Source organism: Candidatus Poribacteria bacterium (genome assembly GCA_016866785.1).
Taxonomy (GTDB): Bacteria; Poribacteria; WGA-4E.
The window spans coordinates 1-24747 of the sequence record VGLH01000058.1 but is presented as its reverse complement, the minus strand read 5'-3'; the positions used below and the strand labels follow the sequence as shown (position 1 = coordinate 24747).

At 65.1% G+C, this 24747-nt stretch carries 18 protein-coding genes; 15 read left to right on the top strand and 3 right to left on the bottom strand.

Translation table 11 applies throughout. The features are described from left to right. The first annotated feature begins 39 nt into the window (after positions 1 to 39). The 7 genes from FJZ36_10135 to FJZ36_10105 all read left to right on the top strand — a co-directional run bounded on the left by FJZ36_10135 (position 40) and on the right by FJZ36_10105 (position 7759). Positions 40 to 1323: a DegT/DnrJ/EryC1/StrS family aminotransferase gene (locus FJZ36_10135; GenBank protein MBM3215258.1), complete on the top strand. Its 1284-nt coding sequence runs from the start codon at positions 40 to 42 to the stop codon at positions 1321 to 1323. Further along, entirely contained in the window at positions 1323 to 2633 is a 1311-nt protein-coding gene (locus tag FJZ36_10130; GenBank protein ID MBM3215257.1) for a hypothetical protein, read from the top strand. Before FJZ36_10135 ends, FJZ36_10130 begins: the two co-directional genes overlap by 1 nt. Next, a complete protein-coding gene (locus FJZ36_10125; protein MBM3215256.1) occupies positions 2630 to 3229 on the top strand; it encodes a hypothetical protein in 600 nt (199 codons plus the stop codon). The genes FJZ36_10130 and FJZ36_10125 overlap by 4 nt, the downstream gene beginning before the upstream one ends. 106 nt (positions 3230 to 3335) lie before the next feature. Continuing rightward, on the top strand, positions 3336 to 4121 hold the full coding sequence (locus FJZ36_10120; GenBank protein MBM3215255.1) for a LamG domain-containing protein: 786 nt from the start codon (positions 3336 to 3338) through the stop codon (positions 4119 to 4121). Positions 4122 to 4265: 144 nt separating this feature from the next. After that, positions 4266 to 5933, top strand: a complete 1668-nt coding sequence (locus FJZ36_10115) for an HlyD family efflux transporter periplasmic adaptor subunit (GenBank protein MBM3215254.1) — start codon at positions 4266 to 4268, stop codon at positions 5931 to 5933. A 5-nt stretch (positions 5934 to 5938) separates the two neighbouring features. Then, positions 5939 to 6847: an ABC transporter ATP-binding protein gene (locus FJZ36_10110; protein ID MBM3215253.1), complete on the top strand. Its 909-nt coding sequence runs from the start codon at positions 5939 to 5941 to the stop codon at positions 6845 to 6847. 36 nt (positions 6848 to 6883) lie between these two features. Then, entirely contained in the window at positions 6884 to 7759 is an 876-nt protein-coding gene (locus tag FJZ36_10105) for an ROK family protein (protein ID MBM3215252.1), read from the top strand. On the opposite strand, the gene hemB is transcribed toward FJZ36_10105, so the two are convergent. Both hemB and FJZ36_10095 read right to left on the bottom strand, forming a co-directional pair. Continuing rightward, a complete protein-coding gene (hemB, locus tag FJZ36_10100; GenBank protein MBM3215251.1) occupies positions 7756 to 8736 on the bottom strand; it encodes a porphobilinogen synthase in 981 nt (326 codons plus the stop codon). The two genes, FJZ36_10105 and hemB, sit on opposite strands and share 4 nt — an antisense overlap. Next, positions 8733 to 10127 carry a voltage-gated chloride channel gene (locus FJZ36_10095; protein MBM3215250.1) on the bottom strand — a complete coding sequence of 465 codons (1395 nt, stop codon included), beginning with the start codon at positions 10125 to 10127 and terminating at the stop codon, positions 8733 to 8735. The genes hemB and FJZ36_10095 overlap by 4 nt, the downstream gene beginning before the upstream one ends. A 137-nt stretch (positions 10128 to 10264) precedes the next feature. Between FJZ36_10095 and FJZ36_10090 the strand changes: the two genes are divergently transcribed. Both FJZ36_10090 and FJZ36_10085 read left to right on the top strand, forming a co-directional pair. Next, the gene (locus FJZ36_10090) at positions 10265 to 11677 is read left to right on the top strand and encodes a hypothetical protein (GenBank protein ID MBM3215249.1); all 1413 of its coding nucleotides are present in this window, start codon (positions 10265 to 10267) and stop codon (positions 11675 to 11677) included. Next, the gene (locus FJZ36_10085; GenBank protein MBM3215248.1) at positions 11638 to 13701 is read left to right on the top strand and encodes a glycosyltransferase family 39 protein; all 2064 of its coding nucleotides are present in this window, start codon (positions 11638 to 11640) and stop codon (positions 13699 to 13701) included. Before FJZ36_10090 ends, FJZ36_10085 begins: the two co-directional genes overlap by 40 nt. Positions 13702 to 13921: 220 nt before the next feature. Here FJZ36_10085 and FJZ36_10080 read toward each other — a convergent pair whose 3' ends face one another. Further along, positions 13922 to 14854, bottom strand: coding sequence for a hypothetical protein (locus FJZ36_10080; protein ID MBM3215247.1), 933 nt, complete (start codon positions 14852 to 14854; stop codon positions 13922 to 13924). Positions 14855 to 15039: 185 nt separating this feature from the next. Here FJZ36_10080 and FJZ36_10075 point away from each other — a divergent pair, with 185 nt between their 5' ends. The 6 genes from FJZ36_10075 to FJZ36_10050 all read left to right on the top strand — a co-directional run. Beyond that, entirely contained in the window at positions 15040 to 17517 is a 2478-nt protein-coding gene (locus FJZ36_10075; protein ID MBM3215246.1) for a leucine--tRNA ligase, read from the top strand. A gap of 96 nt (positions 17518 to 17613) precedes the next feature. Continuing rightward, a complete protein-coding gene (locus FJZ36_10070; protein MBM3215245.1) occupies positions 17614 to 19221 on the top strand; it encodes a ribonuclease J in 1608 nt (535 codons plus the stop codon). Between the two features lie 40 nt (positions 19222 to 19261). Continuing rightward, entirely contained in the window at positions 19262 to 20050 is a 789-nt protein-coding gene (locus tag FJZ36_10065) for an undecaprenyl-diphosphate phosphatase (GenBank protein MBM3215244.1), read from the top strand. Between the two features lie 48 nt (positions 20051 to 20098). After that, positions 20099 to 21214 (top strand): DUF4432 family protein, encoded by a 1116-nt coding sequence (locus tag FJZ36_10060; GenBank protein MBM3215243.1) that lies wholly within the window; start codon positions 20099 to 20101, stop codon positions 21212 to 21214. Continuing rightward, positions 21168 to 23732, top strand: a complete 2565-nt coding sequence (locus FJZ36_10055) for an insulinase family protein (protein ID MBM3215242.1) — start codon at positions 21168 to 21170, stop codon at positions 23730 to 23732. The genes FJZ36_10060 and FJZ36_10055 overlap by 47 nt, the downstream gene beginning before the upstream one ends. Positions 23733 to 23741: 9 nt before the next feature. Then, positions 23742 to 24747: hypothetical protein (locus FJZ36_10050; protein ID MBM3215241.1), on the top strand; the 1006-nt coding region annotated here is incomplete at its 3' end.

Sequence of the window (24747 nt, the reverse complement as noted above, 5' to 3'; positions counted from 1 at the left end):
CCTTCAGACGCCTAACTCTGGACAACAGGAGCCCATTCGATGGGAGAGCAACTCGCCGTTCACGGTGGAACCCCCGTCATCGCGCCCGGAACGATCAAGCCGTGGCCCTGGATCACCGACGCCGAGCGCGCTGCCGTCGCCGAAGTCCTGTCCGTCGAGAACATCAACGTCCAACGCCAGCACCAGGCGGAGCGGCTCGCCCGCGAGTTCTGCGAGTATCTGGGCGTGGAGTACTGCGTCCCGACCAACAGCGGAACCGCCGCCCTCCACATGTGCGTCGCCGGTTTGGAGATCGGGCCCGGTGACGAGATCATCACGACGGCTCATACGTACTGGGCGACCGCCGCCGCCGCGCTCCACCACAACGCGATACCCGTCTTCGTCGATATCGACCCGACCACCTACTGCATGGATCCGGCGCTCATCGAGCAGGCGATCACGGAGCACACGAAGGCAATCGTGCCGGTGCACATCCACGGCATGCCGTGCGAGATGGACGCGATCCAGGCAATCGCCTCGAAGCATGAGCTCCATGTGATCGAGGACTGCGCGCAGGCGCACGGCTCTCGGTACAAGGGCAGAATGTGCGGAACCATGGGCATCTGCAGCGGATTCAGCACGCAGATGTCCAAGAACCTGACGACCGGCAGCGAAGGCGGGCTCTTCGTGACGAACGACTACGTCGTCAACGAGCGCGCCAAGACGCTGCAATACCTAGGCGAGATCGTCATCCCGGGACGGGAGCGACAGGATCAGCAGTATGACGCGCGGGGCATGGGCTGGATGTATCGGGGCGACGTGTTCGGGCAGGCGTTCGCTCGGAGTCAACTCGCGCGCCTCCCGCAGCTCAACAAGACGCGCATCGAGAACTGCCACGCGCTGACTCGATCCCTCGGCGACGTTCCGGGTATCCAGCCGCCATTCGAGCCGGAGCATGTCGATCACTCCTACTACAACTACGTCGTGACGCTCCATCCCGACGAGCTCGGCTTGGACGTGCCGGTGACTCAGTTCCGCGAAAAGGTCTCGCGGGCGCTTCGAGCCGAGGGCATGGACGTCGGTCAGTGGCAGCGAATGCCCGTGCCGTCGCAGCGTGTGTTCCAGACGCGCGTCGGGTTCGGCAAGGGACATCCATGGTCGAACCATCCCCGGCAAGTCGAATACCACCCGGAGGACTACCCGAAAGCCTCGGCGTTCATCGACGCGGCGCTCTACGTCTTCGGAATTAACGCTCCGAACGACACGGACCTCATGGCTCGGTTCGCCGACGCAATCCGCAAGGTGTTCTCCGAGCCGCAGCAGATCATGGAGGTGGCTGCCTGATGGCTCTGCGAGTCGCGTTCTCCGAAGCCGATATCACCCCGCCCATGGGAACCCAGTTGGCGGGCTGGTTGGACCTCGCCCGTCCCGCCGAGCGCGTGCGCGACCCGGTCTTCGCCCGGCTGATGCTGATCGAGTCCGGTGGCGTGCGCGTCGGCGTCGTCTCGCTCGACCTGCTGTCGATCCGAGGCAGCGACGTGATCGACATCCGTCAGCGCGTCGAACGGGCTGCCGGAGTGCCCACCGGCAACCTGATGGTCGCAGCGACGCACAACCACGCGGGACCTGCCATCGTCTCCATCGGGCCCTTTCGCCGTGACGACACGTACCTCGAACGCCTGAAGGAAACGCTCGTCAGCCTCGCCGTCGAAGCGACCGCGAGTTTGGAGTCCGCCGAGCTCGGTATCGGCGTCGGATTCGAGGGACGCATCTCCTTCAACCGGCGCTGGATCACGAAGAGCGGCATCGTCCGAACTCAGCCAGGCGTGGCGAACCCTCAAGTCCTCGCCTGCGAGGGGCCCATCGATCCGCAGATTTGCCTGCTGCATGCCCGTCGGCCGTCCGGCGAGACGCTGGGCTTCGCATACAACTGGTCATGCCATCCGGTTCATCCGTACGACATGCGGACCGTGTCCGCGAGCTGGCCCGGCGCCCTGGCACGCGAGATACGAGACCGACACGGTGCGCCCTGCCTCGTGCTCAACGGAGCGTTCGGCAATGTCCACAGCGCGAACTGGGTCGATCCTGACTACCGCGACGACCCGGACCGGATGGGAACCGTCCTCGCCAATGACCTGGAGCCCATCATGGGGCGGATGTCGTACGTCCAGGAAGCGCGGCTGGACGCCCGGAGCGCGACTGCGAAGTTGCCGTTGCGGGCGATCCCGCAAGCGGAGATCGACGACGCGAAGCGGGTCGTCGCTGGCGAAGACGTCCTTCTGCCGCCTGGTGTCCAGCGATACGGCGCGAACCGTACCTATGCCGAATCGCTGCTCGGGCTCGTTGAACGCAAGAAGGAGCGCGACTTCAGCCGCGCCGAGGTGCAGGCGATCCGAATCGGTTCGACAGCGCTGGTGGGGCTCCCGGCGGAGGCATTCGTGGAAAGCGGGCTTCGGATCAAACTCGAAAGCCCGTTCGATCCCACGTTCGTGGTCGGCGCGGCGAACGGCATGGTCGGATACGCCCCGCCTCCCGCCAACTACGCTCGCGGAGGCTACGAATGCACGACCGCCCACTGGAGCAAGGTCGCCCCGGAAGCTGCCGATCTCATGGTCGACGCGGCGCGGGAGCTCACGCGAGGTCTGTACGCGTGAGGGCATTCGCAGGGCTCTGGGTCCTCCTGGTTCTTGCCCTGGTTGGCGTGGCGACGGCGCAGGAGCCAGCGGCTCGCCCTGAGGACCCCTTCGTCGCGGCGCGGAACCGGTTCGCGGACTGCCCCGATGACGAGTCGCTCATCGAGCCGACGATACGCCTCTTCGCCCGGCTCGCGCGCGAGTTCCCCGAGCGAGCCGGTCGTGCCGAAGCCTACATCGGCGCGCTCACGGCGATGAAGGCGAAGTTCACGCGATGGCCGCATCGGAAGGTGCAGCTCATCCGTCGTGGACTCCATCGCATGGATCGCGCCATCGAGATGTCGCCCGACGACGCGGAGACGCTATTCATCCACGGCGTCACCTGCCGGTTCACGCCGTTTCCGTTCCGACGGAAAGACGACGCCAAGCGAGACTTCGACAGAATCCTGCGGCTCATCCCAAGTCAACTGGCGACGCTCGAGGAGGACTTCGTCGTCGACGTCGTGGACTTCATCGACGAACACGGCGATCCAGACGCGGATGCCCGCCAGCGTATCCTCGCCATCCGCGATCTGCTGAACCTCACGCCGCCGCCGTCCGTCCAATCAGGCCGATGAACCTTGTAGGAGCATCGGTGGTGCGCTAGACTCATGCGTGAGACGGATCGCCGCGACGGGTTCGCGGGACACGCGGCCTCTGAAATGCTATGGAGGGAGGACCTCTATGCTGCGCAGGCTTCTGACTGTGGGTATGGTTGGCTCGGCGTTGCTGATCGCGGCATCCGCGTCGGCAGCACTCGACACGAAGGGTCTGCTCGCCGCCTTCACGATGGACGAAGGCAAGGGCGACACGACGACCGACGTCGTGAAGGGCGTCAAGGGCACGATCGTCAACGGCAAGTGGGTCAAGGGTCCGTTCGGACAGGCTGTGGAGCTGACAGGCGGGCAGTCGGTGGTCACTGCACCGGGCCTCTTCTCGAAGCTGCCGAACAACGCCATTTCCGTCGGTTCCTGGTTCCAGCTTCAGAGCCACACGACGTATGAAGGCATCATCGGCGGCAGCGAAGCCGGCGTAGGCGCCGTCAAAGGCGAGTGCTGCCAGTATCGCATCATGATCAACCCGGGATTCAATCCGTTCTACAACGCGGGCGGACACAACGATGTGTCGGTGGCGTCGACCGTCGTCGAGCAGAAGAAGTGGTACCACTACGTCATGACGATCGGCAAAGGCAAGGTACTGATCTACCTCGACGGCAAGGTGATCCACGAGAGCGCGCCGGTCAATGACCCGCTGCCCGAGCTCAAGACCGACTTCATGGTCGGCACAGGCGAAAAGCCGGGCACGTGGCCCCTCACCGGCTATGTCGATGAAGCGTTCATCTACGATCGCGCGATCACGGAAGCCGAAGTCAACGAGATCATGAAGAAGGGCTTCTCCGTCGCGCTTGCCGTCTCGCCGAAGGGCAAGATGGCTGCCGCATGGGCTGATCTGAAGGTCCAGAATCGCTAGTGGTGAGTGGCGATGGATCGTTGGCAACGCCCTCCCTCCTGCAAAGGAGGGAATCATCCCCTCTCCTTCAGGGAGAGGGCTAGGGTGAGGGCGCGAGACACAAACGATTCTGTGTAACCGACCACTAGGCGTCGCGGAAGAGCCATGGTTCTAGGAGCCGGGGGGTTCATTCGAGCCCCCCGGCTCGTCGCGTACGGGCGGTGCGCCACCTCCTGCGCACTCATGGCGTCCGTGCTACACTGTCGCGTCGTGAGTCTGGTCGAGTCTGACGGAGGCGCCGACATGAGAATCGGCATATGGTTCGTTGTGAGTGCCATCGTCGCGCTCGTCGGATGTCGCGATGGCAGTCAGGGATCAGCCATCGTCGCCACAGGAACCATCGAGGTCACCGAGACCGACATCGCGTCGACGATCCCGGGCAGGATCGTCGAGCTGTCGTTGGAGGAAGGCGCGGCGGTCGCGCAGGGGCAGGTGATCGCACGCATCGACGACGTGAAGCTCCAAGCGCAGTTGGCTCAGGCAGTGGCTGGACGCGACGCCGCGTCGGCGCTTGAGGCGCAGGCTGCGGCAGCCCTCAGTGTCGAACGAACCAGAACGCGCGAGACACTCGACCAAGCGCGAACGGCAGCGCGAGCCGCCGAGAACCGCGTCGAACAGGCGCGCATCGGCGGAAGCCTCACCAAAGCCCAAGTCGAGGAACAGACCCGGATCGCCGAAGCCGCGTTGGCAGCAGCGCGCGTGCGCCTCGATCAAGCGCTCGCGGCACGCGAGTTCCAGGGAAGGCAGGAGGTCGCACTGGCGTCCCAGTCGCGCGCGACTCTCGCCGCTGCTTCGGCACAGGCTGCAAAGGCGGAGACTGGCGCCCGCAACCAGGAGATCGACACCGCCATCGCGAACGTCGAAGCGGCGTCTGCGCGACTGGAGAACGCTCGCAGCAACCGGGATCGCTCCAGGTCGCTGTTCGAGCAGGGGGCTCTGTCGCAGCAGGCGTACGACGCGGCGTCACTCGCCTTTGAGACGGCTCGCTTGATGCATGTCGTCGCTGTCAAGCAACTCGAGCTGGCGCGCAACGCGGTGCGCGACGAGGACAAGGACGCCGCCAGAGCGCAGCGAGACGCCGCAGCAGCAGGAGTCGATCTCGCCGACGCGTTGACCATTCAGACGCGGGCGCGCGAGTTGGACATCGCGGCGGCTGAATCCGGCGTTCAACAGGCGGAGGCGAATCTCGTTCTGGCGCGTGCCAGCGACTTCCAGAACCAACTCCGCCGCGAGGACATCGCGCTCGCGGAATCAGCCGCACAGCAGGCTCGTTCCGCCGTCAAGGTCGCCGAGACGGCTCCAGATCAGGTCCGTATCCGTCAGCAGTCGCTCGAAGCTGCGTCGGCACAGCGCCGCGCCGCTGAGGAAGCCGTCCGCCTCTTGGAGCAGCAGGTTTCGGACGCAGAGATTCGGTCGCCGGTGTCGGGGCGCATCACGGAGAAGGTCGTGGAGGTTGGCGAAGTCGTGTCGCCCGGCTCGCCGATATGCGTCGTCTCCGACCTCGCCACAGCCACACTGACCATCTACGTCTCCGGCATGGATGTCGCGCACCTGCGCCTAGGACAGTCGGTGCAAGTTCGCGTCGACGGCGACGACCGAACGTTCGAAGGCTCGCTGTCTTACATATCGCCGAAGGCGGAGTTCACGCCCCGCAACATCCAGACTCGCAGCGAACGCGTGAAGCTGGTCTACGCGGTTAAGATCGCGCTGCCCAACTCCGAAGGCGTGTTCAAGCCCGGCATGCCGGCAGACGCAACCATCGACGGCGGGTGACGCCGATGCTGGTCGTCGAGGGCGTATCGCGCAAGTTCGGAGCCGTCGCCGCCGTCCAGGACGTGTCGATCACGATCATCGCCGGCGAGAGCTATGCGTTGCTCGGACCGGACGGAGCCGGCAAGACGACGCTCATGCGGCTGCTCTGCGGCGCGCTGCTTCCCGATGGCGGCAACGTGTCGGTGGGCGGCGTCGACGTTCGTGCGGAACCCGAACGTGCCCGGCGAATGCTCGGCTACATGCCCCAGCAGTTCAGCCTCTATCCGAGGCTGTCCGTCGATGAGAACATCCGGTTCTTCTCCGAGCTCTACGGCGTCGACAGCCGCAGCCTCTTTGTCGAGGAGCTCCTGGAATCGAGCCGGCTGTCGCCGTTCCGTTCGCGGCAATCCCAGCAACTTTCCGGCGGGATGAAGCAGAAGCTGGCGCTCATCTGTGCCATCCTCCACCGACCTCCGCTGCTTCTGCTCGATGAACCGACCACGGGCGTCGACCCGGTGTCGCGGCGCGACTTCTGGGCGATCCTGTATCGGCTCCTCTCCGATGGCACGACGCTGGTGACCTCCACTCCCTACATGGATGAATCCGAGCGATGCCATCGCGTCGGGTTGCTGTCCGAGGGACGCCTGATCGCTGAAGCGTCGCCGTCATCGCTTCGGCAGGCGATCCAGGGGCGCGTCGTGGAGATCGAGTGCCAGGACCCGCCGTCAACGAGCCGCGAGCTGCAACGACTGCCGGAAGTGATCGCCGTCCAGGTCTTCACGGACCGAGTGCGCGTCCTGACCGAGGGCTCCGACGTCGGTGGTTTGGAGCGTGCGCTCGCGCCGACGGGCAAACCGGCTCCGACGATGAAACCCGTTGCTCCTTCGATGGAAGATGCCTTCATCGCCAACGTATCCGCCGCGCGCCGTGGATGATGTCCCGGACGGTGCTGTGCATGAAAGGAACCGAACATGCCGTTGTGGGGAGGCGTCGAAGCGGGCGGCACGAAGTTCGTCTGCGCTGTGGGAACCGGGCCCGATGATGTCCGCGACGAAGTTCGGTTCCCGACGACGACGCCCGACGAGACGCTCCGGCGGACCATCGACTACTTCGAACGCTACGAGCTGGATGCCGTGGGAATCGCGTCCTTCGGACCTGTCGATCCCGAATCGTCATCGGCGACGTTCGGCTACATCACGACCACGCCGAAGCCCGGATGGGCGAACACGGACTTCGCAGGCTATGTTCGACAGGCTCTGCGCGTGCCCATCGGCTTCGACACGGATGTGAACGCCGCGGCGCTGGGCGAACATCGGTGGGGAGCGGCGCAAGGACTCGACACGTTCATCTACCTCACCATTGGCACTGGGATCGGCGGCGGCGGGATCGTCAACGGCAGGCTGATGCACGGGCTGATCCATCCCGAGATGGGTCACATCCGCGTCAGAAGGGATCCGGCGCGCGACCCGTTCCAGGGCTCGTGTCCGTTCCACGGCGATTGCCTCGAGGGTCTCGCCGCCGGTCCCGCCGTCGAAGCCCGGTGGGGCGCGTCCACTGAGACGCTCCCGCCATCGCATCCGGCTTGGGAACTCGAAGCCGAGTACCTGGCGCTCGCGCTGTCCGATCTGGTTTGCGTGCTCTCGCCCCAGCGCATCGTCATGGGCGGAGGCGTCATGGAGCAGCGCCACCTGTTCCCGCAGATCCGCCGACGGACGGCGGAACTGCTCAACGGTTACATCCAGTCCCCCTCGATCCTGAGCAGCATCGACGGGTACATCGTTCCGCCTGGGCTGGGGAACCGGTCGGGGCTGCTCGGGGCGTTCGCGCTCGCTGAGAATGCTAGCTAGGCTCCAAGCAGTCTGGCGAGGTCCTTGGCGAAGTAGGTGAGGATCAGGTCTGCCCCGGCGCGTCGGATCGAAGTCACCGTCTCGACCATGATCCGCTCTTCGTCGAGCCAGCCCAGTCGTCCGGCGGCTTTGATCATCGAATACTCGCCGCTGACGTTGTAGGCGGCGAGCGGTACGCCGAAGCGCTGCTTCACGGCGTGGATGACGTCCAGATACGACAGCGCCGGCTTGACCATGACGATGTCCGCCCCCTCGTCGAGGTCCAGTGCGACCTCGCGGAGCGCCTCATCGATGTTCGGCGGGTCCATCTGGTACGAGCGGCGGTCCCCGAACTGCGGCGCCGACTCGGCAGCGTCGCGAAACGGTCCGTAGAACCCGGAGGCGTACTTTGCCGAGTACGCCATGATTGGGATGCGATCAAAGCCGGCGTCGTCGAGGGCGTGGCGGATGACGCCGATTCTGCCGTCCATCATGTCCGACGGCGCGATCATTTCGGCGCCAGCCCGGGCGTGGGACACCGCCTCTATGCCAAGCAGCTCGAGCGTCGCGTCGTTGTCGACGTCCTCGCCGTGAAGCACGCCGCAGTGTCCGTGGCTCGTGTATTCGCACAGACATACGTCGGTGATGACGAGCAGATCCGGCGTCGCTCGCTTGAGTGCTCGGACGGCGTCCTGAATGATCCCGTGGTCGTCGTAGGCTTCGGAACCGACCGGGTCCTTGTGGTCCGGGATCCCGAACAGGATCGTCGCGGGAACCCCAAGACCGACGAGCTCCTCGGCGTCCTTGACCAGTTCGTCGATGCTGAGTTGGTGGCAGCCGGGCATCGACGCGATCTCGCGCCGAACACCCTCGCCACGAACGACGAACATCGGATAGATCAGACCGTCGACCGAAAGGCTCGTCTCACGCACCATCCGGCGCAAGGTTGGCGTTGCACGAAGCCGTCTCATGCGCACGTTGGGGAAGGATGCGTTCATTCTCTCGTGTCCTCGTCGGGACGCTTGTGGAACTTGGCGAGGCGGCTCTCCACGGCGGACGTCGCTTTCAGGACGACACCCAAGACGCTGCGATCGCGGGGATGGATCGCGACCTCGACATGCTCGAACTCCTCGCCAATCGGCACGTCTACGGACGCCGACTTTCGAAATGCGAGTATCTGCGCTGGATACACGCTCCGATGTCCCGTTATCAAGAAGCTGACGACGCACGCGATCGCGGCATAGGGGGCGATGGTGGGCCCGAACAACTCGACCGCCATGATGCTCGCGGCGATGGGCGTGTTCGCTACTCCCGCCAAGACAGCAGCCATGCCAATCGCAGCAAAGGTCGCCGGATCGAGACCTGCCAGCGTTCCGAACAGGCTCCCGGACGTGGCTCCGACGAAGAAGATGGGCGTCACAACGCCCCCGCTACCACCAAATCCCAGCGTTACGACGGTGAAGACGATCTTCAGAGCGAACGCATACCACGGCACCGCCTTGCCCTTCAGGACTCCGTCGATCGTGTCGAGTCCGAGTCCGAGGTACATGCGCGACCCGACGAGCAAGGTCAACCCTACGAGCACAGCGCCGCCGATGATCGCCTTGCTGGGCTTCCACATCGACAGCCTCTCCGAGATGTTCTCAGCTCTCCCGAACGCCTCGATGAGCAGGAACGCGCACATGCCGAAGAACACGCCGGACAGCGCCACTTTGATGAAGAACGCTTCGCTGAAGGCGGGCACGAAGTCGACGGGGTGGTACTGGTACTGAACGCCGAGCGCCGATGCCACCTGATAGCCGATCGTGCCCGAGACGAACGATGGCAGCAGCACATCGTAGAGGATGCTGCCGCAGTAGAGGACCTCGATCCCGAATACGGCTCCTGCGATCGGCGTTCCGAACACCGTCGCGAAACCAGCGCTGATGCCGCAAATGACCAGCTTCCTGCGGTCTTGGTCGACCAGTCGGAGCACGCCCGCGAAGATCGACGACAGTCCGGCGCCGATCTGCGCGCAGGGACCCTCCTTGCCGGCTGAGCCGCCAAACGCCAGCGTGATGACGGTTCCCGCCAACTTCACCGGCACAACTCGGGCTTTGATGAACCCGGACCGATGGTGAACCGCCTCGATCACCTTGTCGGTGCCGTGACCGTGGGCGTCCGGGGCGAGATGCTCAATGAGGAACGCCGTGGCGAACAGCGCGAGGGGCAGCGCGACGAAGTAGTACGTGTACTGGTTCGTCCAGGCTGTCGTCCACTCGAGGCACCGAAGGAAGACGGCTGTCCCGATCCCGACGAGAACGCCGACCGCTGAAGCAAGCACAAACCACTTCGCGACGCTCACGAACAGGACGGATTCTTCCGACAGCCCTTCCTGGAACTTGCGCATTCGCCGTGGACTTCTTAGGATTGGCTCCGCACGTTGCGTGGGCGCATCGCTCGGAACACTACCGGACGTCGGCACTCGGCGTCAAGCACGGATCATACCACTGGAACGGTCGATCGCCGAGCCGACCCAAGGACGACATGGATCCCTACCGCGTTCTCCAAGTCCACCAAGAAGCCGATGTCGACACGATCCGAGCCGTCTATCGCGCTCTCCTACGCCGCCTGCACCCAGACAAGAACCCGGAGCGCAAAGAGTGGGCTGAGGCTCGCACTCGCGAGCTGAACTCGGCGTTCGCGATCCTGGGCGACCCGGAGCGACGGCGCGAGCACGACCGGCAGCAGATGCAGCGACGCAACCAGCGCCCGTCGTCGGCTCAGCAGTCCTCTGGCGCCACGGCCGGTTCCCAATCGGGACCCGATCTCGGCGGCACGGTCCTCCGAGGCGAAATCCGCCGCCTCGAGACCGAGATCACTCGCATCCGCAAGGAAAATCTGACGATGCGGGCGCAGATCGAGCAGTTGAGCGCGCAGTTGAGCCGACGCGAGGAGGACCTGCACGAAACCTCGCGTAGGCTCTCCGAGCTCGACGGACAACGGCTACGACTGGAACGCGCCCTCGCCGTCTCCGAACGGCAGTGCGAGCTCCTCCGGTCGCGGCAGCAGGCTGCCCAGAGTCGCCCGCAACGCGAGGAGATCGAACGCCAAGGTTCACCACCGCGCCCGTCCATGGCTTCCGAGTCGCGGGAACCCAGGACGGTTCCACTCCCTGCCGGCGGGCAGAACGTGAGTTTCGTGTGGATCCCAGGCGGTACGGTGGACATCGGGAGCCCGGTCGGCAAGCCCGACGAGCGACCAGTCCACGGAGTACCGTTGGACGGCTTTTGGATCGCTACATTCCCGGTGACAAACCGGCAGTTCTCCGCGTTCCTGAGGGTGAAGCCCGGTTGGAGCCCCCGCGTCGCCGGTGTCGCCCGTCACGAGAACTACCTCCGGGAGTTCATCGGCGACACGCCACCACAGGGCAGGGAGAACTGCCCGGTAACTGGCGTGACGTGGCATGCCGCCGCTGCCTTCTGCGAATGGGCTGGGTTCGTGCTCCCGACAGAGGCGCAGTGGGAAGCAGCGGCACGAGGCGGACGCCGGTACGACTACGCCACGGCAAACGGTTCGTTGCAGCCTCGGCTCGCCAACTATGGCGGCAGCATCGGCGGCACGTCGCCGATCCGACGGTTCGCCCCGAACCCGTACGGCATCTGCGACATGTCGGGCAATGTCTGGGAATGGTGCGCCGACGAGTACGACGCGTCGTTCTACTCGTCGCCGGAAGCGTCGGAACCAAACGCCGTCTGCGGCGAGCGTCTTGCCTTCCGAGACGGCGACGCATCAACCGTCGCCGACGAGTCGCGCCGAGTCATCCGAGGCGGCTCGTGGCGAAGCGTCTCCGCCGATGTCCGCACATCGGCACGGGCGTCTCAGGCGGCAGCCGTGCCGAGCGCGTTCTGCGGCTTCCGATGCGCACTGCTCGACACCGGTCTCGAACCCGAACGATAGAACGAACCACCATGAGCCGTCCCGGGTTCCGCATCGCCTCTGCCTACGCGATCCTATGCCGGGCTGCGGCGTCAACGTGGCTCGCCCGTGCCGTGCTCGCGCTCGCGCTGTTCGGGCTGCCTCTGCTCTACGTCGGACGCCAGGCGCTTCGCGATCCGAGCATCGAGTTCCTCCCACCGTCGCTGCGCGGCTCCTGGATGCTCCACCCGGTCCAGGAGATCCTGAACTTCCAGCATGGGCGCGTCTCGAAGGATGTCGAGTTCGTGCGGAGCTACACGGTGGAATCCGTGCCGACTGGGATCGTTCTACGCTTGCGAGCCTTCACGACACCGACCGTCCTCCACAACGGCGTCGAGGTTCACCCCGACCAGCCGGTCGGCAACTGGAAGCGCCTTGTCGAGTACAGCCTGACACCCACCACGCGCACGAGCACCAACGAACTGCGGATCCGTGTGTCGAACGCCGAAGCCATCCCGGCGTTGCGGGTCGAGACGCCTCGGGCTCTGAGCGACGCGTCGGAGTGGCAGGCGGCACTGGAGCCGGAGTTCACGGACTTGCAGCCGGTCGTCGATCCCCTGCATCGGGCTCCGGCTCCCGGTCCTCTTCAACAGTGGAGCGGATGGCGCAGGGCCCGGTGGTTGGCGTTCGCATGGCTGGCACTCGCCGCCGGTTCGGTTCTCTGGGTCGTTGTGCGGCGAGCGATGGCGCCAGCGCCCCCTCCTCAGCCGGAAAGGCAAATGCCGAAGTGGGTCGAGTACGGCGTCCCTGCGGCGCTCTTGGCTGTGGCGATATGGCTGAACCTGGCGAACACGACACTCTATCCTCACACGCGCGCCAGCTTCGACTGGGCGGGGCACGTCGAGTACATCCAGCGCGTGGCGAGCACGTGGCGCACGCCCATCGCCGTCGAGGGCTGGGAGATGTTCCAGCCTCCCCTCTACTACTTCGCGGCAGCGCTGGTGTATCGCGCGTTCGGCGGCGACGCCTCCCCGGAGTTCGCCCTGAAGCGAGTCCAGTACTTCGGATGCCTTACAGGGCTCGCAACCGTCGTGCTGACCTGGCTCTATGTCCGACGCCTGATGCCGCAGCGAGTCGGTGCGCAGTGGGCGGCAACGCTGTTCGCCGCCTTTCTGCCGATGTCCCTCTACATGAACCCGCTCATTACGAACGAGGTGTTCTCTGGAACCGTCATCGCGGGTGCTGTGTACGTGCTGCTCGTATGGCAGTCGAGCGACCGTGTGCGCGACCGCACGGCAGTCGCGTCTGGATTTGCCACGGGGGTCGCCCTGCTCGCCAAGTTCACCGGTCTGTTCTCATTCGTCGCTGGCGCATTGGCGTTCGGGTTCCGCAGGCTCTCCCGGACGAGGCGCGCTGTGTGGCAGTCGCTCGCCCTCTACATGGCGGTTGGGTTGCTCGTGTGCGGATGGTTCTACGCCCGGAACCTGCGCATCTTCGATAACGCGTTCATCGGCAACTGGGATGTCGCTTCGGGGTTCCACTACGAACAGAACCCGAGCTATCGCACGGTGGGGTTCTACGTAGGGTTCGGCGACGTGTTCGTGAACCACCCGGAGCGAGCGCGATGGTCGACGTGGCTGAACGGCAACTACGCCTCTATGTGGTCCGACCCGCACACGAACTTCCTGAGGATGGAGAACACGCACGGGTACTTCTGGGCAGGGGTCACGCTGATCCTGGCGGCGCTGCCCACCGCCGCCATGGCGTTGGGGTTCGGCTCGACGCTCGCATCAGCTTGGCGGCGTCCCGCCCGGAACCCAGACACGCTGCTCGCCGCCGTCGCCGTCTGGACATGGGGATCGCTCATCTTGTTCACGATGGAGATTCCCACCTACTCCACCGTGAAGGCGTTCTTCTTTCTTTCGCTGGTGCCGATCCTGGGCGTGTTTCTGGCTCGCGGGAGACAGACCCTGGCTCGGTACGCCCCAGTATCGCGCTGGGCGCTGGACGGCTCCCTCGTCGCCCTTGCCGCGATATCGGTCGTGATCTACCGATACCAGGCATAGCCAGGAGCCTTCGATGGGCTTCGGGCGATGAGTTCAACAACGCGTCTGAGCATGGGGATGCCAAAGACAACGAAGCGCAGTCCTGCCAGCGTCGTGGACAGTCGTTCATCGTCTCGTGCCAGACGCCGGAACTTCGCTATCCAAGCAAAGCGGCGCATGACGATCCAGCGTTGTGTCTGCTGGTACACCGCTGCCCACGGCGGCAAGTCATGGCGCACCGTCAGTCGCGGGCGCGGATCTCGTTCGTTGCCCCCTTGGGTTTGCGCATGAGCGCGACGCCGATCAGCATGGCGGCAACGGCGACGCCGTCTCGATACGTGAGCGGCTCGCCGAGGATTGCCCAACCCATCAGGACGGCGACGATCAGGTTCGCGTAACGGTGCAGAGAGACGAGCGCGATTGGCAGCTTGTCCAACGCGTAGATATAGGCGCTGAACCCAACGATCGAACCGGCGGAAAGAAGATATAGGAACGCTGCCGCCGAGGGAGCATCCACTCGGAAGCGGGTCCACTCGCCGAGGAACGTGCCGACAAAGCTGAGGACGACGCCGGCGGCTATCTGCTGGATTCCGGCGGACATGAAGGGCGACGCCTCGACCCGCACGTGCCGACTGTACACGGAGCCCGCCGCCACCGAAGCGGACACAAGCAGCGTCAGGACACAGGCGATGGCGGTGCGAGGGTCCAGCGAGAAGCCCCGCAACTGAGGTTCGACACGCCAGAGAACCCCTCCGAAGCCGATCAGGAGCGCTAGCACGGCTCGGAGCGTGAGCCGATCACCGCCGGGTTGCGCGGACTCGATCGCGATCATCCAGAAAGGCGTCGTGGCGAGGGAGAGCGCGAGGAGCCCACTCGGTAGCCACAGACCCGCCCACGACAGGACGCCGTTTGTCACGCCTTCGAGGGCGAGCCCAATCAGGCTGAGCGGGACCCAGTCCCGGAGTGGAGGAAGCCGGTTGCCCCGCAGCACGAGCCAGCCGGTCAGGAGACCACCGGCAGCGAGAATCCTCAAGCCAGCGAACAGCATCGGCGGTATCGTCTGGACGCCGACACGGATCGCAAGGAAGCCGCTTCCCCAGAGAATGCAGACGGCGATCCACGACGCATAGGCGAGACGCATCTCGCGCGGGTCGGTTGAGGATCGGGAGCTCAAGCGGCGGGTTCCTTCGGGTTCTGGGCGCGGCGTCTGCCGATGGATGATACCACCCAATGCGCGGCCCGCTGCGGCCTTCGTCGACCGTCCGCACAGCCCGCAGCCGCGCGCTTCGGCTTGAAGGGCAGTACTCGCCGCAGTATGATTACTCCCACCGCCACGCGCACGGATCAGAGAGGTCACCCATGCCAGACTACGACTTCACGTCCATCGAGACCCGATGGCAGAAACGCTGGGCAGACACGGAGGCGTTCCGCGTCGACGAAGATCCGCGCAAGCCCAAGTTCTACCTGTTGGAGATGTTCCCGTATCCGTCGGGCTACCTTCACATGGGGCATGTGCGGAACTACGTCCTCGGCGACGTGCTCGCCCGATACAAAGCCACCCAAGGCTACGCGGTGCTCCATCCGATGGGATGGGACGCGCTTGGGCTTCCAGCGGAGAACGCAGCCATCGAACGCGGCGCGCATCCGGCGTCGTTGACGGCTGACAACATCGCCTACATGAAGCGGCAGTTCGGGCAGTTGGGCATCTCGTACGACTGGAAGCGCGAGCTGTCGACGCACCACCCCGGCTACTACCGCTGGACCCAGTGGATCGTCCTGCGAATGCTGGAGATGGGCATCGCCTACCGTCGCGGCGGACTTGTCAACTGGGACCCCGTCGATGAGACGGTCCTGGCGAACGAGGAGGTGATCGACGGCAAGGGGTGGCGAACCGGCGCACCCGTCGTCAAGCGGCGTCTGGACCAGTGGTATCTGCGCATCACTGCCTATGCGGAACGCCTTCTGAATGATCTGGACCGACTGACCGGCTGGCCCGAGCGAGTCATCCAGCAGCAGAGGAACTGGATCGGGCGATCCGAAGGCGCGCGCATCGACTTCGTCGTCGAATCGACCGGCGAAACGCTGCCCGTATTCACGACGCGACCCGATACGGTCTACGGCGTGACCTTCATGTCGCTGGCGCCGGAGCACCCGCTGATCGACGAGCTGATCGCGAAGTCGCCGGAAGCCGACCGCGTCATGCCGTTCGTCAACCGCCTGCGGGCCCAGACGGTGGACATGCGCACGGCGGAAGGGACGGAGAAGGAGGGCGTCTTCACGGGGTTCCATGTCATCAACCCACTGAACGGCGACCGGGTCCCGCTCTGGGTCGCCAACTACGCGCTGATGGAGTACGGCACGGGAGCCGTGATGGCGGTTCCCGCGCACGATCAGCGGGACTTCGAGTTCGCGCGGAAGTACGGTTTGGCGGTCAAGGTCGTCATCCAACCTGAGGACGCGGATCTCGACCCGGCATCGATGACCGCAGCCTATGTCGATGACGGCGTGCAAGCGCATTCGGGACCGTTCGACGGCGTGCCGAATCGCGATGCCATGCAGCGGATCACCGCCTATCTTGCCGAGAAGGGCTGGGGCGAGCGCACCGTCAACTATCGGCTGCGCGACTGGCTCATCAGCCGCCAGCGGTACTGGGGCGTCCCAATCCCCGTTATCTACGAGGACGACGGCTCGCTGACGCCGGTTCCCGAGGACGATCTGCCCGTGCAGCATCCGCGCGACGTCGAGTTCACCGGCAAGGGAGCCAACCCGCTGGCGCGCCACGCCGGGTTCGTCAATGTCGTGTCGCCCCGAACCGGCAAGCCTGCCCGACGCGAGACGGACACGATGGCGACGTTCGTCGATTCGTCGTGGTACTTCCTGCGCTTCACGTCGCCTCGGCACGAGAACGGCGTCTTCGACCGCGACGCCGCGAAGTATTGGATGCCGGTCGATCAGTACGTCGGCGGGATCGAGCACGCCATCCTGCACCTGCTCTATGCGCGCTTTGTCACGAAGGTCCTCTACGACCTCGGTCTGTCGCCGTGCGACGAGCCGTTCGAGCGGCTCTTCACGCAGGGCATGGTCACCAAGGACGGCGCGAAGATGTCCAAGTCGCAGGGGAACTCCGTATCTCCGGACGACTTCGTGACGCGATACGGCGCGGACACGGCACGTCTCTTCTCGCTGTTCGCCGCCCCGCCGGAGCTCGACCTGGAATGGAACGACCAGGGAGTCGAGGGATGCTTCCGATTCCTGAACCGGCTTTGGCGCACGTTCGAGGACCTGAGACCCCATGCGGCGGCTGCCGGCTCCGCGCCCGATCTGTCGTCATTGACCGATGAGGAGAAAGCGCTCCGCCGCACGACGCACACGACGATCCAGCGCGTCACGACGGATATCGAGGAACGCTTCAAGTTCAACACCGCCATCGCAGCGACGATGGAGCTCGTGAACCATCTACAGGACTGGAAACCGCCGTTCGGCGACAACGCGCGAGCCTTGGTGCGCGAGGCGCTGGAAGCCTTGCCGCGCCTCCTCGGACCCTTTGCACCGCATGTCGCAGAAGAGCTGTGGTCGTCTCTGGGGTTCTCCGGCAGCATCCTGACGGCGGGATGGCCCACGGTCGATCCGTCGGCGCTGGAGGTCGATACCGTGACGCTGGTCGTGCAGGTGAACGGCCGGCTGCGAGCGCGGGTCGAGCTGCCGACCGGAGCGTCTGAGGAGGACGCCAAGGCAGCGGGCTTAGCCGACGAGAACGTGCGACGCCATCTCGAAGGCAAGACGATCCGCAAGGTCATCTTCGTCCAGAACAAGCTGCTGAACCTGGTGGTCGGCTGACGACGCCGAGGATCGAACGGGAGGACACCGATTCCTCAGACTGAGACATCGCACAGCGTGGTGCTGACGCCGCTCGGCGGGCTCGGCGAGTTCGGCATGAACATGATGCTCGTCGAATGCGGCGACGACCTGATCGTCATCGACGCCGGCATGATGTTCCCCGACTCCAACATGCTCGGCGTCGATTTCGTCCTGCCGGACATCACCTACCTCATCGAGAAGCGCGACAACCTCCGTGCGGTTCTGCTGACGCACGGCCACGAAGACCATATCGGAGGTCTGGCGCATCTCCTGCAGCACGTCGACGTACCCGTGTACGGCGCGCGCTTGACTCTCGCGCTGGCGAGCAGCCGTCTGCAGGAGTACGGCGTTCTTTCGAAGGCGGACCTACGCGAGATCGACCGGACGTCTCGCCTCGTCTTCGGGGCTGTGGAATGCGAGTTCCTTCAGATGTCGCACAGCATCCCCGGGGTCTTGGCGATCTCTCTGCATACGCCTGCCGGAACCATCGTCCACACGGCGGACTTCAAGTTCGACCACGAGCCGGCCGGGCTTGAGCGCCCGGACATCGGCAGGTTCGCCCAACTGGGCGAGAGGGGCGTCACGCTCCTCCTGTCGGACAGCACGAACGTCGAGCGGCCCGGGCACACACCGTCGGAACGCTCCATCTTGCCGGCACTCGAGCGCATCTTCCGGTCAGCGCGAGGCAGGCTCATCGTCTCGACCTTCTCATCGAGCCTCTACCGCATCCAGCAGTTCGTCGACCTCGCCGTCGAGTTCAACCGGTGCATCGGGACGACCGGCCGGAACATGGTCAACAACATCAAGATCGCGTCGGAGCTCGGCTACCTTCGCGTTCCTGCGGGCGTCCTGGTCGATATCCGCGACCTGGGCGACCTGCCCCCCGAGCGAAGCATGGTCCTGACAACCGGCAGCCAAGGCGAACCGCTGTCGGCGTTGGCGCTGATGGCGAACGACAGCCACGCGCGCCTGAAGATTGCACCTGGCGACACGATGGTCATCTCGGCGCGGATCATCCCAGGGCATGAGCGCGACGTCGGCAGGCTGGTGAACCACCTGTACCGACGGGGCGCTGACGTCTACTATGGGCCCGCCGCCGGCATCCACGTGTCTGGGCACGGCTCGCAGGAGGACCTGAAGCTGATGCTCGACCTGGTGAGGCCGAAGTTCTTCATCCCGATCCACGGCGAGTACCGTCAGTTGGTGCGCCATGCGCGACTGGCGGAGGATGTCGGAATGCCGCCTTCCCGCGTGCTCGTGGTCGAGGATGGGCAGCAGATCCGGCTGACGCGCGAGACGTGCGAGATCGGCGAGACCGTGCAGGCGGGACGGATTCTCGTGGACGGGAAGTTGCTGGATAATGTCGAGGAGATCGTGCTTCGCGACCGCCAGCAGCTTTCCGAGGACGGCATGGTTCTCGTCGTCGTCGTGATGAACCAGCAGTCCGGGGAGATCGTCGCCGGTCCCGACCTCGTCTCACGCGGATTCGTCTACGTGGACGAGTCCGAGGACCTCATCGAAGACGCGAAGGAACGCGTCCGAGAGGCGGTCGCCGCACTGAATGCCGAGGAACGGTCGGAGCAGGAGACCGTTCAGGAGACGGTTCGGGTCGCCCTAAGGCGGTTCTTCACGAAGCGGACGGATCGACGACCGCTCGTGCTTCCGGTCATCCTCGAGGTATAGGTAACCGGCTGAGACAGCCCATCCACGACATGGGTGATGAGTGACGATCATCGAAGCGGCATCACTGGGTTTCGTTCAAGGCATGACCGAGTTCCTTCCGATCAGCAGCTCGGGCCACCTGGTCATCGCCCAGCATCTGTTCGGGCTTGGGGGCGCCGAGAACCTGACGTTCGACATCCTGCTTCACGTGGCGACGCTGTTCGCGGTGGTTGTCTACATGCGGCGCGACTTGGCGGCGCTCGTGGCGGGAGTCTTGCGGGACCGCAAACAGACACGCATCGCGTTGTATCTGCTCCTAGCCATGGTTCCAACGGGGATCATCGGCTTGGGCATCCGGAAGGGCATCGAGAGCGCGTTCGAAACGCCAGCGTTCGTCGGTGCGATGCTGCTCGTCACTGGGACGATGCTGTTCGTCGCTCCTCGGCTATCGCGCGCTCGGCTGGGGCTCGAAGGCATCCGAGGGCGTCAGGCGCTATCAATCGGCGTCGGTCAGGGGATCGCTGCGTTGCCGGGCATCTCGCGTTCCGGCACGACCATCTGCGCCGCCATGCTGGTTGGGGTACAGGCGGAAGCCGCTGCGCGGTTCTCGTTCTTGCTCTCGATCCCGGCGATACTTGCCGCGACTGCTCTCGATATGAGGAACATCACGAACATCGCGAGCGCGGAACTGCCGCCGGTGTTGGTGGGTATGGGTGCGGCGTTCGTGGTCGGACTCGCATCGATCGCGGTTCTGATGCGCTTGGCGCGCAGAGGTAAGTTCGATCCGTTCGCGTACTACTGCTGGGCTCTGGGCGGGCTGACGCTCGTGGCGACTTACTGGCGCGGCTGAACGACGGCGGGACGGGGGTGGACCCGCCGACTTGGGATTGTTGCCGCGATGGAGACCAAAATGACGAAGCTGTTTGGGTCCGAATGGACGAAAGCCGATCTGATGCGGCGCGTCGGTGACATCTCGCAGATCGCTGGCGTCCAGCGGTCATTTCTCACGGAAGGGAACGAGAAGGGCGTCGAGGTCATCGAGTTCCGCACCGGGGCAGGACTGACCTTCACCGTCGTTCCGAGTCGCGCGATGGATATCGCCGCTGCCGACTATCGGGGCACGCCTTTGGTGTGGCGGTCGGGCAGCGGAATCGTTGCGCCGGAGTTCTACGACGGCGTAGGAACCGGATGGCGGAAGAGTTTCTTCGGCGGCTTGCTGACGACTTGCGGTTTGGGGAACGTCGGGACGCCCAACGAGGACGACGGGGAGGTCCTCGGGCATCACGGACGGATCGCCAACCAACCGGCGAAGCGCGTCCATGCCGATGGACGTTGGGAGGGCAATCAGTTCGTCATGTCGGCGCAGGGGCAGATGCGCGACACGAATCCCCGCCGGTACGACTTCAGCGTGACCCGCAACGTGACAGCGAAGATGGGCGAGAACCGGCTCTTCATCTCCGATATCGTCGAGAACGTGGGACCCACGGATTCGCCGTTCATGTACCTCTACCACATCAACATCGGGTTCCCGGTGTTGGACGATGGCTCCGAACTGCTGGTCCCGGTTCACAAGTCGACGCCGCGCGATGCCGTGGCGGAGCCCGGTATGCATGAGCGCTTCCGCTTCCACGCGCCCGTGGCGGGCTACCAGGAGCAGGTCTTCTACCACGACGTCATCGAGGACGATAACCGGCACGTCTGGGTGGCGCTCGTCAACAAGCGGTTCGGAGACGGCAAGGGAATCGGCGTCTACGTCCGCTACCACAAGAGCCAGTTCCCGAATCTGGTCGAGTGGAAGATGATGTCCGAAGGCGTGTACGTCGTCGGGATCGAGCCGGCGAACTGCCATGTCGAGGGGCGAGCAAGGGAGCGGGAACGCGGGACGCTCCAGTTCCTCGAGGTCGGCGGCAGGCGTCACTTCGAGACCGAGATCGGTGTGCTGACCAACCAGGACGAGATCCAAGCCTTTGAAGAGAAAGTCGCGAGCATCCGAGCTCGTCAGAACACGGCTTGAGAACGGCGTCACGCTGCTCCTCGTCGAGGACCGGCGCGCGCCGATCTTCTCGCTGCATGTGACGGTGCGCGCCGGGACGATCCACGAGGGCGAGTGGCTCGGAACCGGCATCTCCCACTTCCTCGAGCACGTCATCGACGACGGAACCGCGAAGCGCTCCCGCGAGGAGATCGACGACCTCGTCGAGACCCTCGGGAACGTGTCGAACGCGTACACGGCGCGCGATCATTCCCGCTATTTCGTCACGGCTCCTTCCGATCACGCGGACGTCGCGTTCGATCTGCTCTCCGACTTCATCCAGTCTCCGTCGCTTCCAGACTCCGATGTCGAGACGCAGCGCGGCGTCATCCTCAACGAGCTGAACCAGGTTGCGGACAACCCCGACGACCGGCTGGGGAGGATGTTCTACGAGAACGTCTACCGGGTCCATCCGATGCGGGTGCCCATCGAGGGCTACCGTCACCGGTTCATGACCCTCACGCGGGACGATCTCGCCGAATACCATCGACGGACGTACGTCCCTCAGAACATCGTCGTCTCGGTCGTTGGCGACCTCGACATCGCCAGGACGCAGAGGCGACTCGGTTCGCTGTGGGGTCGGATGGAACCGGCGGCATGGCTGCCCCCGGCGATCCCGACCGAGCCCGCACAGGTCGGCGCTCGGGAGGACGTGCGAGAGGGACCCGTCGAACTGGGCTACGGAATCATTGGGTATCGCGCCCAACCGTTCGGTCACCAGAGCTCCGCCGCGCTTTTCCTCGCAGCCCTGGCGCTCGGCGGATCCGAGAGCTCGATGCTCTACCAAGAGCTCAAGGAATCGCGCGAAGCCGCGCACAGCGTCAACGCCTGGACGGAAATGCAGCCGTCCAGCGATTCGCTGCTAGGGGTCTCGTTCTCTGCCGACCCGTCCCAGATGGATACGGTCCTCGACGGCGTCCTCGAATCGATGGAACGGCTATCCAGAGACGGCATCAACCAGGCGGCGCTCGAGACAGCACGCGCCATCGCTGAGGCGGAAGCGCTCTTTCGGTCGGAGACCATCGAAGACGAAGCCGCCACGCTCGGTTATCACGAACTGCTGACGGGCGACGCACACTACAACGAACGCTTCCTGGACCGTGTGCGCGCTGTCACCGCCGACGAGGTCCGCTGCGCCGTCGCCTCGCTCCGCGACGAGTCGCGCACGTACGTGGCGTTGGTCCCCAAAACGACCTCGCGACCTCGAGCGCCCAGGGTTCGTCCAGCCAATGGGATCGCGAAAGCATCGCTCCATCGGCTCGACAACGGGCTGCGGATTGTCGTGCAGGAGGACCGATCTCGACCCATCGCGTTCGTCGGGGCGTTCTTCGCCGGCGGCGTATACCGCGAGACATCGCTGACCAATGGCGTGTCGCGGCTGACCGCCCACGGAGCGCTGCGGGGCACTCGCACCCGCGCGCTCGCCGCCATCGCTCGCGCTGTGGAGAGCCGAGGCGGCATCCTCGAAGCGGTCTCCGGCAACCAAAGCGTTGGCTTCGGGATGAGCCTGCTGAGCCGCGACCTGCCAGACGGCATGACGATCCTCGCCGATGTCGCTCGCGAACCGACGTTCGACGAGCGGGAGATCGAAGCCCTCAAGCGCGAAACGTTGGCGATCATCCGTTCAGCGTCCGAGGACGCGTTCGACGTGGCGTACCGACGTCTGATCGCGGAGTTCTTCGCGCACCATCCGTACCGTCACGTGCCGGAGGGCTCCCCGGAGAGCATCCAGTCGCTGACTGCCGACGACTGCCGACGGTTCCACAGCCGGTTCGTCCAACCGAACAACGGCGTTGTTTCGGTCGTTGGCGACGTCGATACGGACGATGTGCTCTCCCAACTGGAACGCCTGTTTGGGCGCTGGCAATCCGGTCCCATGCCGGATGCACGGACGCTGATGCCGCGCCGGTCGCGCGAGATCCGGCTCTTCGAGCGGCGCGACATGGCACAGACGATCCTGTGCGTAGGCTACCCCGGTGTTGCGTTCCTGCACCCGGACGCCGACGCGCTTCATGTGCTGCAAGCGGCTCTGGCAGGGCTCAACTACCCGGGCGGCAGGCTCTACAAGGAGCTCCGAGGGAGCCAGCTCGTGTACGAGGTGAGCGCCGAGCACCAGGCTGGCATCGACACCGGTATGCTCCACATCTACGCGGCGACCACGGATGAGCAGTTGCCCAGAGTGGTGGCGGCACTGGATGAGACCGTCGAAGACCTGCGGCGCAACGGGCTGTCCGACGAGGAGTTCGAGCGCGTCAGGCGCATGTGCCTCGCCGACTTCTTCGTCCATCTACAGACCAACGAGGAGCGAGCCTACCGGCGCGGCTTGGATGAGCTATACGGGCTCGGGTATAACTTCATCGAGGGGTTCACCGGGCGCGTTTACGCCGTGACGCCCGACGACGTCCAGCGCGCGGCGCAGACGTACCTCCGTCGCAACGAGCGCGTGGTCAGCATCGTCGGCAAGACGCCCTCGCGCCGACGGGCTGCCCGCAACGTATGAGTCGAGCCCATGAGTCTGCATCTCCGGCTCCTGACCGCATGCCTCATCTCGTTGTCCGCGCTGGCGCCCTACGCTCGCGGCGACGCAGCCGCGCTGCTGAGAGCCGTGCCGCAGGGCACGTCCACGGTCGTGTGGATTCGTGACCTGCGCGAACTCAGCGACGATCTGGACAGACTGGCTGCATCTCTCACCAACGCGGCAGCCCCGCCCAAGGAAGTGCTGGCGCGCGCCCTCGCTCGCCGCGTCGAGGCTGGCTTCACCAGCGACGAAGAACTGAAATCTCTGGGGTTCGACACGTCGCAGGGGATCGCCTTCGCCCTTGAGCGCGATGGCTCGTTCACCGCCGTCATCCGGGTCAGCGACGCGTCTCGGGCGCAATCGAGACTGTCTCGCGGCGGACCTGCCAGCCTGACGCATGACGGAGTTTCCTACTTCGCATCCCCGGGTCGATCCTTCGCGTTCGTGGACGATCTGCTGGTGTATAGCACGGCGGCAGATGGTGTCCCGCGCGCTATCGACGCGCTTCGCGGTCGCACGCCGTCGTCGAGAGTACCGAGCGTTGACAGCACAGCCGATGTCGTCGTGCTCGCCGCCAGGGAGCAGACGGCAGCGGCACGTACGGATCTGTTGGGAGCCCTTGGCATCGGAGACGGCGGACGCGACGCAGCCTCGATTGCGTCGTCGTCACTGGGCTTGGTCGGGTTCCTCTCGGCGCTCTTCGGCGGATCGCAGGCGCCGCAGGCGGTACTGTCCGCGTCCGTGGGACGCGATGATGTGCGAGTCCGCGTCGGCGATGGCGATCTCCCGGCGTTGGGCACGTCCGCATGGCGCGCGATGCCGAACGACGCGTTCGCTGCCGGGTCGCTGTTCGTGGGACCCGGAGCCCAGGGCGAACTCGACGCCGTCGCAAAGGCGCTTGCCGCCGTGATGCCTCGGTTCGCGGGCGTGCCGGACGGCTCCCCACGTGAGATCGCTTTCGCGGCGCGTGTCCGACGGTACTTGCTGCCCGAAGTCG